General features: G+C 37.8%; 10 protein-coding genes. 6 read left to right on the top strand and 4 right to left on the bottom strand.

Annotation, left to right across the window (positions count from 1 at the left end; genetic code table 11):
- Positions 1-109: 109 nt before the first annotated feature.
- Genes AC4BHP_RS02280 through cydC form a run of 4 tightly spaced genes read left to right on the top strand, consistent with a single transcriptional unit; the run spans position 110 to position 6,024 of the window.
- A complete protein-coding gene (locus AC4BHP_RS02280) occupies positions 110-1,501 on the top strand; it encodes a cytochrome ubiquinol oxidase subunit I (protein WP_066104730.1) in 1,392 nt (463 codons plus the stop codon).
- Complete coding sequence (gene cydB / locus AC4BHP_RS02275; protein ID WP_066104733.1) at positions 1,498-2,508, top strand: cytochrome d ubiquinol oxidase subunit II; 1,011 nt, start codon at positions 1,498-1,500, stop codon at positions 2,506-2,508. Before AC4BHP_RS02280 ends, cydB begins: the two co-directional genes overlap by 4 nt.
- Before the next feature lie 2 nt (positions 2,509-2,510).
- Complete coding sequence (gene cydD / locus AC4BHP_RS02270) at positions 2,511-4,250, top strand: thiol reductant ABC exporter subunit CydD (protein WP_217491082.1); 1,740 nt, start codon at positions 2,511-2,513, stop codon at positions 4,248-4,250.
- Entirely contained in the window at positions 4,243-6,024 is a 1,782-nt protein-coding gene (cydC, locus tag AC4BHP_RS02265) for a thiol reductant ABC exporter subunit CydC (protein WP_148630071.1), read from the top strand. The genes cydD and cydC overlap by 8 nt, the downstream gene beginning before the upstream one ends.
- A gap of 46 nt (positions 6,025-6,070) precedes the next feature.
- Here cydC and AC4BHP_RS02260 read toward each other — a convergent pair whose 3' ends face one another.
- On the bottom strand, positions 6,071-7,045 hold the full coding sequence (locus AC4BHP_RS02260; protein WP_066104742.1) for a cation diffusion facilitator family transporter: 975 nt from the start codon (positions 7,043-7,045) through the stop codon (positions 6,071-6,073).
- 362 nt (positions 7,046-7,407) lie between these two features.
- Between AC4BHP_RS02260 and AC4BHP_RS02255 the strand changes: the two genes are divergently transcribed.
- On the top strand, positions 7,408-7,836 hold the full coding sequence (locus tag AC4BHP_RS02255) for a MarR family winged helix-turn-helix transcriptional regulator (protein WP_175354269.1): 429 nt from the start codon (positions 7,408-7,410) through the stop codon (positions 7,834-7,836).
- 14 nt (positions 7,837-7,850) lie between these two features.
- Positions 7,851-9,047, top strand: coding sequence for an MFS transporter (locus AC4BHP_RS02250; RefSeq protein WP_490551180.1), 1,197 nt, complete (start codon positions 7,851-7,853; stop codon positions 9,045-9,047).
- A gap of 382 nt (positions 9,048-9,429) precedes the next feature.
- Here AC4BHP_RS02250 and AC4BHP_RS02245 read toward each other — a convergent pair whose 3' ends face one another.
- Genes AC4BHP_RS02245 through AC4BHP_RS02235 form a run of 3 tightly spaced genes read right to left on the bottom strand, consistent with a single transcriptional unit; the run spans position 9,430 to position 12,154 of the window.
- Positions 9,430-10,452 (bottom strand): LacI family DNA-binding transcriptional regulator, encoded by a 1,023-nt coding sequence (locus AC4BHP_RS02245; protein WP_066104749.1) that lies wholly within the window; start codon positions 10,450-10,452, stop codon positions 9,430-9,432.
- A gap of 26 nt (positions 10,453-10,478) precedes the next feature.
- Positions 10,479-11,294 carry a carbohydrate ABC transporter permease gene (locus tag AC4BHP_RS02240; RefSeq protein WP_139892441.1) on the bottom strand — a complete coding sequence of 272 codons (816 nt, stop codon included), beginning with the start codon at positions 11,292-11,294 and terminating at the stop codon, positions 10,479-10,481.
- Positions 11,294-12,154, bottom strand: a complete 861-nt coding sequence (locus AC4BHP_RS02235; protein ID WP_139892442.1) for a carbohydrate ABC transporter permease — start codon at positions 12,152-12,154, stop codon at positions 11,294-11,296. Before AC4BHP_RS02235 ends, AC4BHP_RS02240 begins: the two co-directional genes overlap by 1 nt.
- Positions 12,155-12,189: the final 35 nt, after the last annotated feature.

Genomic DNA, 12,189 nt, shown 5'->3' with positions numbered 1-12,189 from the left:
AATTAGTTACTTTTATAATAGAGATGACAGCACTTTATAAATGGTTTTTTTTCGTCTGTTTTGTGAATGAATGAACAATGCATAAGAATTGAAAGGTGTGAACAGTTAAATGGAAGTATTGGATCTCGCTAGGTTTCAGTATGCAGCAACTACAATCTATCACTTCTTCTTTGTACCACTATCCATTGGATTGGTATTTTTAGTTGCTATTATGGAAACATTGTATTTTTTTAAGAAAAAAGAAATTTATTTGGACATGGCAAAGTTTTGGGGAAATATCTTTCTCATCTCTTTTGCTGTCGGAGTAGTTACAGGAATTATCCAAGAATTCCAGTTTGGAATGAACTGGTCAGAATACTCCCGCTTTGTCGGAGATGTATTTGGTGTTCCATTGGCTATTGAAGCCTTACTGGCTTTCTTTTTAGAATCCACATTCATTGGTGTATGGATGTTTGGGCGTGACCGATTGCCAAGATGGGTTCATTTACTATCTATATGGCTTGTATCAATCGGTACCATTTTTTCTGCCTTGTTTATTCTCGCTGCGAACTCTTTTATGCAGGAACCAGTTGGGATTGCGATTGAGAATGGCAAAGCTGTATTAAATGATTTCGGGGCATTTATCACAAATCCTCAGCTGCTTGTTGAATTTCCACATACGGTCTTTGGGGCTTTTGCAACCGGAGCCTTCGTAGTAGCTGGGATCAGTGCATTTAAAATATTGAAAAAGCAAAACTTAGATGTATTTAAGAAATCATTTACAATCGCTATGATTGTGGCGATGATCTCAGGACTTGGAATCGCATTTACTGGTCACTGGCAGGCACAGCATTTAATGTCCTCACAGCCTATGAAAATGGCAGCCAGTGAAGGTTTATGGGAAGATAGCGGTGACCCGGCAAGCTGGTCGCTAATTGCTAATATTGATGAAGAAACCCGTGAAAACAAGTGGTCTGTTGAAATCCCTTATGCTTTAAGTATCTTAGCCTATAATAGCTTTGAGGGATCTGTAGAAGGAATGAATACACTCCAGGAGAAATACACAGAGCTTTATGGTGAAGGCGATTATATCCCGCCGGTAGGAGCTGTTTATTGGAGCTTCCGCATTATGGTTTTCGCTGGTGCTATTATTATGGGCTTAGCAGCCTTAGGACTATTATTTATCAAGAAAAATAACCTAATAAATCAATCACTCTATTTAAAAGCAATGGTTGGAGCAATAGCCCTTCCTTTTATCGCCAATACAGCTGGCTGGATTATGACTGAAATTGGCCGGCAGCCTTGGACAGTCTTTGGATTATATACGACTGCACAGTCCGTATCCCCTAATGTTACTGCAGGACAGCTGTTAACATCGATTATTGTATTTTTGGGGGCCTATACTGTTCTTGCTGTCGTATTAATCACTCTTATTGTGAAACAAATTAAAAAAGGACCATACCAAACCACTGATACAAAACCAGATGTAGATTTATTTGACAAGGAGGCCTTTGGAGCATGAGTCTAAATGAGTTATGGTTTATCCTTGTAGCTGTTTTATTTATTGGTTTCTTTATTCTTGAAGGCTTTGACTTTGGCGTGGGAATGTCCACTCGTTTTCTCGCGCGTAATCAAAAAGAGCGGGATCAGTTGGTTTCTACCATCGGGCCTTTCTGGGATGCAAACGAAGTATGGTTGATTACTGCAGGCGGTGCTATTTTTGCGGCATTCCCTGAATGGTACGCAACCATGTTCAGTGGGTACTATCTACCATTTGTTTTATTCCTGCTGGCCTTAATTGTACGAGGAGTTGCTTTTGAATTCAGACATAAAGTCCATGAAAAGTGGATCAGTTTCTGGGATTGGATGATATTTGTCGGCAGTATAATACCTGCTTTTGTATTGGGTGTTCTTTTTACTAGCCTTGTACGTGGAATGCCAATTGATGCATCCAAAAATATGTATGCTAGCTTTGGAGATTACTTTGACCCCTACTCCATTGTTGGCGGAATCGCGATGATTGTGTTATGCCTTGTGCATGGTTTAACATTCATCGGCATTCGGACAGAGGGGCAGATTCGTGATCGTGCACGTTCTTTAGTATCAAAAATATATTTAATTCTATTAGCAGGTCTTATAGTTTTCGCCGTACTAACCTATACAATGACAGACTTATTTGAAGTACGGCCGCTCGCTACACCATTATTCCTGCTCGGTGCAGTTGTAACAACCGTATTAGGTTATGTATTCTCAGCAAAGAAAAGGGAAGCTTTAGCCTTCACTATGACGGCTTCAACTATGCTATTTACTGTTACGATGTTATTTGTTGGTCTGTTCCCAAGAGTAATGGTTAGTTCAATTAGTTCCGAATATAACTTAACTATATTGAATGCTTCCAGTGGACCATATACCCTTAAGGTGATGACCATCGTAGCATTAATATTACTTCCCTTCGTTCTTGGCTATCAAATATGGAGCTACTATGTATTCAGAAAGCGTATTTCTGATAAGGAACCGGTGAGTCATTAATGATAAACAAAGAGATTTTAACTATAAAAGGAATAAAGAGCACCATGACATTCCTATTCGTGATTTCTTTATTACAGGGGATTGCCATTATTATTCAGGCCATCTACCTTGCTGAAGGGATTACAAACTTATTTAATGGGGAAAAGCTGTCTGAACAGCTTATCCCCTTCCTTTTATTCGTATTAGCTTTTTTGGTACGCCACCTTTTGACTTTTATTCGTGATAAATGGATGGATCGCTTTGCCTCCGAATCAGGGACAGCGATGCGAAAAGAATTATTGAAGAAATTATTTGAATTGGGTCCTCGATTCACCCAATCCGAAGGGACAGGAAGCTTAGTAACAATGGCTTTAGAAGGTGTTTCCCAGGTTGAAACGTATTTAAAGCTTTTCTTGCCCAAGATGATGAGTATGTTCCTGATTCCTCTGTTAATTGTAGGGTTTATGCTGACGCTTGATTTGACTTCTGCGGGAATTGTAATCATTGTACTCCCTATTCTTTTATTCTTTATGGCTATGCTTGGGATTGCAGCAAAGCGTAAGGCTGATAAACAATATGAATCCTATCAAGTCCTTTCCAACCATTTTGTTGATTCCTTACGTGGCTTGGAAACTTTACGACTTCTGGGCTTAAGTAAAAAGTACGATCGAAATATCAAAAACGTAAGTGAACGTTACCGAAAAGCAACGATGGGGACACTGCGAATTGCATTCCTTTCAACATTCGCGCTCGATTTCTTCACCTCCCTTTCAGTCGCTATTGTCGCCTTATTCCTGGGTGTTCGGCTTATGGAAGGTGCAATTTTATTAGGACCGGCACTTACGGTATTAATCCTTGCTCCTGAATACTTTTTACCGATTCGGGACTTCGGAACAGATTACCACGCTACTTTAGACGGAAAAAACAGTATGTCTGCTATTCAACGGATTATTAATTGGCCGCTTGATCTAAAACAAAAACAAAATACAACATTCTCTACTTGGTCAAATCAGGATTCCTTAACCATTAGCAACTTGACAGTCCAACACATGGAATCCAATCAATCCGCTCTGAATGATCTATCATTTTCATGGAAGGGATACGGAAAAATCGGTATTATTGGCGCAAGCGGTGCCGGAAAATCTACCTTAATTGATGTACTGGGCGGATTTTTAAACCCTACATCCTGCACAGTTACTATTAACAATCATTCCTATTCCTCTTTTAAAGAAATGAGCTGGCAGGATCAATTGCTATATATTCCACAGCATCCTTATCTATTTAATGATACTGTGCGAAACAATATTACATTTTACACTCCAAACGCCAGTGAAGAGGAAATTCAGTTGGCTATTGATCGAGCAGGATTAAAAGAAGTTGTTGATTCCCTACCAAATGGATTGGATGAACAGATTGGAGAAAGCGGTCGTATGCTGAGTGGCGGTCAGGAACAACGAGTTGCTTTAGCACGGGCATTCCTTGATAAAAATAGAAAAATTCTCTTGTTTGATGAGCCAACTGCTCACCTTGATATAGAGACGGAATATGAATTAAAGCAAAATATCGTTCCTTTATTTGACGATCATCTTGTATTCTTTGCGACTCATCGACTTCATTGGATGACAGACATGGACCAAATTATTGTTTTAGATCAAGGGCGTATCGTTGAAATCGGAAGTCATGAGGAGCTATTAAAAAAAGAAGGCCATTATTATCAATTAATTAAAGAACACATAGGGGGAAATGAGGTGCACCATGGCTAAGAAAAAAGACTCTATCTCCATTCTCAATAACTCTTGGGTTGGTCCTTATTTATCCCAAAATAAGTGGCTCTTAACTATCGTAATTGTACTTGGTGTTGGCACGTTCTTTAGCGCAGGTGCTTTAATGTTTACATCTGGCTATTTAATATCCAAATCTGCCACTTTACCAGAAAACATCCTCCTTGTGTATGTACCGATTGTCTTGGTAAGGCTGTTTGGAGTATCAAGGCCAGCCTTTCGTTATGCTGAACGCTTAAGCAGCCATAGCCTTGTTTTAAAAATACTATCGAGTATGCGGGTCCGTTTATATAGGGCACTTGAACCAGATGCTTTAGATTTCAAATCCCGATATAAAACCGGCGATTTGCTTGGTGTGATGGCTGATGATATTGAGCATCTTCAAGATTTATATATTAAGACAATCTTTCCGTCTATCATAAGCATCGGTTTATATATGTTAATTGTCTTGGCATTAGGATTCTTTTCTATTCCTTTTGCGCTTCTAATGTTTCTATTGTTATTCGTCCTGATTATTTTGTTCCCTCTCGTATCACTATTAGTGACGCGTGCAAGACATGCACAAATGAAAAATGCAAGAAACGGACTATATCAATCTCTGACAGATGCTGTTATGGGAATTGGTGATTGGATGATTAGTGGCAGACAGTCCGATTTTATCGAATGTTATGAAAAAGATGAAAAAAAGGTTGATGTACTTGAAGCAAAGATCAATCTATTTCAACGAAAACGTAATTTTCTCTTTCAAGCTGTCATATTGGTTATTATTGTGGCACTTGCCTGCTGGATTACCTTACAGGTAGAAGCCGAACAATTCTCTCCTATTTGGATTGCAGCTTTTATTCTAGTAGTGTTCCCATTAGTCGATGCTTTCGCCCCATTATCCGATGCTGTTAGCCAGGTCTCCAGTTATAAAAGTTCATTGGAGCGAATGAATGGCTTACAGGAAGAAAAAGAATTAATAGGATTAACAAACAATGAAAACACGAGCGAATTTAATGATTTGAAGGCACAAACTGCATTGCCTATCACCTTTAATCAGATTAGTTTTTCTTATTCTTCTACTGACGAGAAGGTATTGAATAATTTAAACTTTACCATTCAGCCTGGCGAAAAAATTGCGATGCTGGGTAAAAGCGGAGCGGGGAAAAGTACAATCGTAAAGCTTTTATTAGGTGCATATAAACCTAATCAAGGAAAAATCAGTATAGGAAATAAAGATATTTCTCTTTTAGATTCTCAAATTACAAGCTTCATTTCTGTACTCCATCAGAAACCACATTTATTTGATACAACCGTTATGAATAATATACGGCTGGGCAATCCAAATGCTTGCGATGAAGAGGTATATGAAGCTGCTAAATTAGTTAGGATGCATGATTATATTGAATCTCTTCCAAATGGGTATCAAACGCGTATGCATGAATTGGGAGGGCGTTTTTCAGGCGGAGAACGTCAGCGTATTGCGCTTGCGAGAATACTTTTACAAAAAAATCCGATTGTTATTCTAGATGAACCAACTGTCGGTCTTGATTCGCAAACCGAACGCAGCCTCCTTGAAACCATATTTAAGACGTTAAATGGTAAAACAATGATCTGGATTACCCATCACTTAATGGGTGTGGAAAAAATGGATAGAGTTCTGTTTCTTCAAGACGGGGAAATCAGTATGAACGGTTCTCATGAAGAACTTCTTCAAATGATGCCCCATTATACAAAACTATATAAATTGGATATGCCACAGCTAAATAATTAAAAACAAAAGCGCTTGAGACATATACCCGTCATCAAGCGCTTTGTTTTTATTCTGCTGGCAATTTCTCAGCTTGGTTCCAATTTACCAGGCCATCGTCTTCATCGAATTCGATCATGACATCAACAACGCCCTTTTCCGCTAAGATTTGCTTTTTAAGACGATCTTTAATATCGTCCATATCGGCAACCGTTAAAGACAGATCAATTTCGACACAGACTTCTACATGAAAATCCTCGCCCTCTTTAATTACGACTACCTTCTGAACATCCTTGATATCTTTATCAAGAAGAACCAGATCGCCAATATATTGCTCCATCAGTTCATCAGCTTCACCAAGGGCACCTGCTGCATTGTCGAAGAATACTTTACCAACTACAAATAACATCATCATGCCGATAAGAATGGAGGCAATTCCTTCAGCTGCGTGTAGGTTTGTTAAATGTGATATGACAATCGCGATGATCGCTAAAACCCCACCTGAAGTAGCAACTAGGTCTTCCAAAAACACTAGCCTAGTTGCAGGCTTCGCTTTACCAAAATAGGTGAAGCTTTTATATAAGAAAGACAAGCCTTTCGCTTCCACTCCGACTTCATGCATAATTTCCTTCATTGCTTTAACTAAAACAAAAACTTCGAGAATTACACTGATGGCTAAAACACCGATACTCACCCAAAAATAACTAGATTCACTAGGGTGTAAAATATGCATATATCCTTCTTTTATCGTTTCATAAGACATGATTCCTACTATTAATACCGCTCCCAAAAGAACCAAATTTACCAAGCGGCCAAATCCATTGGGAAAACGTTCGGTCGGTGCTTTTTTACTTAACGCTGACCCAATAAACACAAAGAATTGGTTAGCTGAATCTCCCAAACTATGAAGTGTCTCCGCGAATAATGCCACATTACCAGTAAACATATAAGCTGCACCTTTAATAATAGATATCACTAAGTTGACGATTGCTGCTGTAATTGCACTTGTATTTCCTTTTTTTAGTAACTGAAATAATTCACCCATAGACCCTACTCCTTCAATTCAAAATAGATACATGCAGATAGAAAAACTAGATATGTAAAGATTAGGCTAGCCTCTGTAATGAAAACTAGTAAGCTATTCCATTAAGACGAGGATTTTAAAAAAATATAAAACATTTTGGATCACACTTCATTTAATTCCTATGTTTGAATTTTCTTCTTCACCTCCTAATCCCTTATCTGTTAATCTCAATTATCTCATCATTTTATTCCCCATCTCTAGTGTATTTACACTAATTTTGAAGAAACAATAATCCAAATGAATTTATTGGTGCTTTTTACTGGATTTATGATCAACACCGGCGTATAGTTACCTAGGTAACTATATTCGAGGTGGTGGTACAATTGTCTATTTCCGGGCACCAGTATTTTTTTCATCAATATTTGCAGACAGCTCGATTATTTACAAAACGATTGAATGATCAATTAGCCAAGCATGATTTATTCCACTCACAATGGGCTATTATTTATTATTTAAAGCACTATGGACCTTCCACCCTCGTGGATATTAGTAATTATTTGAATGTGGAAAAACCCACTATTACAAGAACCGTTACCAGACTGCAAGAGCGGGATATTATCGAGCAGATTCCAAGCGATAATAAACGGGAAAAAAGAATTCAATTAACAGAGGCAGGAAGAGAAATTTATATCACCTGCATACACCATGTCAGTGAATTTGAAGAAAAAGTAATGTCAAGTGTATCAGAGGATGAAATAAAAATTATGATGAAGATATTTGGCAAAATGCAGCATCAATTACAGCATGAATAAGGACGTGACTACAAATGGAGAAACCAAGACTTTGGACAAAAAACTTCCTATTAATCTCTTCAGCTAATTTATTTATCTTTTTAACATTTTACAGCTTAATGGTTACTTTAACACTTTATACAATTACTACTTTTCATACGAGCCAAAGTATAGCCGGACTCGCTTCAAGTATATTTGTTATCGGAGCTGTGCTAGTTAGGCCTATTGCTGGCAAAAGAATTGCCCTGGTCGGTGCAAAAAAAATGCTTACGATCAGTCTAGCCTTATTTTTAGCAGCAACTATTCTCTATTTTATGGCGTCGAGCCTTGCACTCTTACTAATCGTTCGATTAATCCACGGTATTTCATTTGGTTTCGCATCAACCGCTACAGGAACACTTGTGGCTGAAATATTACCTTTATCCAGAAGAGGGGAAGGTATGGGATATTTCGCGATGAGTACAAACCTGGCAATGGCTATTGGACCATTTCTAGGCTTAATGATCAGCAATTCCTTTTCTTATACAATTGTCTTTTCGGTTGCCGTTGTCTTTGCTTCGTTAAGTTTCATCTTCACGCTCTTCTTGAATGTTCCAAAGATGCAATTTACAGCTGAGCAAGTCAAGTCGATGAAAGGTCATAAAATAAGTGACTACTTTGAGCTGGCCGCACTGCCTATTGCTATTACAGCTGGGGTCATTGGATTTACATATTCCAGTATATTATCTTATTTAACTTCCTATTCTCAGGAGCTTAATTTAGTATCGACAGCAGGCTTCTTCTTTGTCATGTATTCTATTTGTCTAATACTGACGCGTCCATTTACGGGAAAATGGTTTGATATATACGGTGAAAATACAGTAATCTACCCCTCTCTAATTTTATACACAATCGGGTTGATCGTTTTAAGTCAGACAAGCCACAGTATTACATTGCTTTTAGCAGGCGCTATAATCGGTGTAGGGCTTGGCACTTTTCAATCCAGTGCACAAACTGTAGCAATCAAAATGACGTCTCCCCACCGGATTGGGCTCGCCACCTCCACATTCTTTGTCATGTATGACATTGGGATCGGGATCGGACCATTTGTTCAAGGATTTTATATTCCGGTTTCCGGTTATAGTGGGCTTTATTTAACAATGGCTGTTATCTCGTTTATAGCTATAGGCCTTTATTATGTAGCTCATGGTAAAAAAGCTACTCAAGCTTCAAGGTTACTCAATATTAATTGAAAAAGTATCGATTCAGCTTATTCATAGCTTGCTTGAATCGATTTTTTCTATAAATGATGTTATTAACCATTCATCTGTATTCAATCAAGTCTTTTACATGCTTATTTCAATAAAAAAAGCTCAAAACAGCCATTTATTAGCCAAACAGATAAGAAATAATCTTATTCTATAGCTTTCCTTGAATATAATTGAGCGATTTTCCATAATAATTGAGCGAAAACAGCACTTAATTGAGGCGATTTCCCCTTTCCATATTTTTTAGTTATATAGCATACATCTCCCTAACTATTAAAATAGGATAAGCGCCTAAACGTATTGTATTTCTCCATAACAAAAGCTGTCCAATCAGTTACTCGGTTGAATGATTGGACAGCTTTAAAATTCACTTTATGTTTCTGCAAGATTCCCGTTCAATAAATTGTGTTGGAACCGTCACTCTCTTTGGAAATGTGTTTGGATCCTTTATCTTTTCAATTAAACTTTTTGTTGCTTCAATACCAAGGCGAGATATATGTATTTCTATTGATGTCAGTGGCGGTCTCGAATGCTGAGAAAGAATTTGGTTATTAAAGCCGATAATGGAAAGGTCTCTTGGTACATGGATATTGAGTTTTTCCAAATAACTTAATATTTCATATCCGGTCAAATCATCTTGGGCAATGATAGCTGTTGGCATGGGATTGTAGTTAATTAGATTCTTTAGTGATTCAAAACCTTTATCATTAAATTGATGTTCGTCAATCAGATAATCCCTGCAAAATGGTAGTCCACTCTCTTCCAGCGCCTCCCTGTATCCTTTTAAACGATCAATCGTAACAGCAAAGTTTTCATTTCCTCCAATAAATGCAATATTCTTGTGTCCCATCTCTATCAAATACTTTGTAACATCTTTAGCAACTGTCACATTATCATTATCCACATAAGTAATACTTTTTTCATGCATCAAGGGTCTTCCAATTACGATGAATGGGAAATTAACTTGCTTTAAAAACTCAATCACTTCATCATTTTTACGTGAATACAAGAGTATTAACCCGTCGACCCTTTTTCCTTGAACCATGGAAACAACTTCTTCATAGATACCTTCTTGAGTAAAACTGGTTGATAAATACAAACCATATTTTTGTTCATTCGCACTTCGGCTAATGCCACGTAGAACGACTGAGAAGAAAGGATTTTTAAATGCTTGATAGGCAGTGTCAGGCATAATTACTCCTATAGCCTGTGTACTTTTCCCAGCTAAGCTTTGAGCCTGAAAATTAGGGGTATACCCCATCAGATTCATGATTTCCCGGACTCTCCGTTTTGTTTGAAGACTGATATGCGGGCTATCTTTCAGGACTCTTGACACAGTTGACGGTGCTACATTCGCTTCTCGAGCAACATCTTTAATTGTTACATCCATCAGAGCCACCCCTCAATTCGTAAATCCTATTTCACTGCACCTTCAGCTACCCCTTTAATAATTTGTTTTTGTGCAAAGAAATATCCAATGATGACAGGAATAATGGCTAAAGTTAACCCGGCTAGAGCAAGATGCCATTGTTTTGTATATTCCCCAAAGAAGAAGAACATTTTCAATGGAAGAGTCTGCATTCCTTCCTGGTTGATGACAAGGGAGGGCAATAGATAGTCATTCCAAATCCAGATCGTATTTAAAATACCGACTGTAATAGAAATTGGTTTTAGCATTGGGAAGATAATATGCCAGAAGATTTGCCATTTGTTAGCTCCATCTATAGTAGCCGCTTCATCAAGCGATTGGGATATACTTTTTAATGTTCCATGATACAAGAAAATCGACAAGCTGCAACCAAAGCCAATATACATAAAGATTAAGCCAGCACGATTCAGCATTTCAAATTTCCCAAATACCGTAATTAATGGAATCATGACGGATTGGAAAGGAATCAGCATAGCTGCCACGAAAATAAAGAATAAAAACGTACTCATCTTACTTTTATTCCGTGAGAGAGCATATGCAGCCATTGAAGAAAAGATAATAATCAGACCTACACTTACAACTGTAATTAACACGGAATTAAATAGTGTTTTCAAGAAATCCAGTTGTTCGTACGCCTCCACATAGTTGTCAAAATTAAATGCTTCCGGAAGGCTTAAGACATTCGTAAACATTTCTTTTTTTGTTTTAAGCGAATTAACAATCATGATATAAAAAGGGGAGAGCCAAATTAAGGCTAATACAATCCCAGTTATTTCCAAGGGCCAGTTATGCTTTCTGCGCATTACAATTCAACCTCCCTTTTCTTGTTGATATATACTTGTGTCAAGCTGATAGATGCGACAATCAAGAAAAAGATAACTGCTTTTGCAGAGGCATAAGCCATATCGCTTTCCTTAAATGCAGTCTGGAATATTTCCATGGCGACCATTTGTGTGGAGTTATAAGGTCCCCCAGCTGTTAAGCTTAAGTTTTGATCATATAATTTAAACGTATTGGACAGCGTCAAGAACATACTAACGGTAAATGCCGGTGCTACGAGCGGGAATATGATTGCGCGTAGTTTTTGGAAATAGCTCGCCCCGTCAATCTCGGCAGCTTCAGTTAATTCTTCTGGAACACCCTCAAGATACGAAATATAGATAATCATGATATAACCGGCCATTTGCCAGCTCATCAGGATGACTAATCCCCAGAATCCAGTATTTGTAGTCGACAACCAGCCTTGTAAACCTTCATAGCCAAGGGCCACACCAACTGCGTCAAATGCTTTCGTGAAAATAAACTGCCAAATGAACCCTAAAATCAGTCCACCAATCAAGTTTGGCATAAAGAAGATTGTACGTAAGATATTATTTGATTTAATTTTTGAGGTTACAATTAAGGCTAAAACTAAACCGATCACATTGATTAAAATAATCGATACGATAGAAAACTTAACTGTGAACCATAAAGCGTCCATGAATTCTTTTTCTTGGAATATACCAATATAGTTTTGAAAACCAACAAAAGCGGTTGTTTGAATTCCATTCCAGTCCGTAAATGAGTAAAATACACCAAGTGCCAGTGGCACGAGTACGACAAGAAATAGCGATACTAGAACCGGTGTAAGGAATAACCAGTAGGAAAAACTGCGAGTACGCATTATTACCCCTCCAAAATTTTGACAAAATTTATGAC

It is taken from the genome of Pradoshia sp. Z4_20 (genome assembly GCF_058216035.1).
This window is presented reverse-complemented; position numbering and strand designations above follow the sequence as displayed.

What these genes read in the sequence shown, in the direction of transcription:
- AC4BHP_RS02280 (WP_066104730.1), top strand. Translation starts at nt 110, where the DNA reads ATGGAAGTATTGGATCTCGCTAGGTTTCAGTATGCAGCAACTACAATC.
- cydB (WP_066104733.1), top strand. Translation starts at nt 1,498, where the DNA reads ATGAGTCTAAATGAGTTATGGTTTATCCTTGTAGCTGTTTTATTTATT.
- cydC (WP_148630071.1), top strand. Translation starts at nt 4,243, where the DNA reads ATGGCTAAGAAAAAAGACTCTATCTCCATTCTCAATAACTCTTGGGTT.
- AC4BHP_RS02260 (WP_066104742.1), bottom strand. Translation starts at nt 7,045, where the DNA reads ATGGGTGAATTATTTCAGTTACTAAAAAAAGGAAATACAAGTGCAATT.
- AC4BHP_RS02250 (WP_490551180.1), top strand. Translation starts at nt 7,851, where the DNA reads ATGGAGAAACCAAGACTTTGGACAAAAAACTTCCTATTAATCTCTTCA.
- AC4BHP_RS02245 (WP_066104749.1), bottom strand. Translation starts at nt 10,452, where the DNA reads ATGGATGTAACAATTAAAGATGTTGCTCGAGAAGCGAATGTAGCACCG.
- AC4BHP_RS02240 (WP_139892441.1), bottom strand. Translation starts at nt 11,294, where the DNA reads ATGCGCAGAAAGCATAACTGGCCCTTGGAAATAACTGGGATTGTATTA.
- AC4BHP_RS02235 (WP_139892442.1), bottom strand. Translation starts at nt 12,154, where the DNA reads ATGCGTACTCGCAGTTTTTCCTACTGGTTATTCCTTACACCGGTTCTA.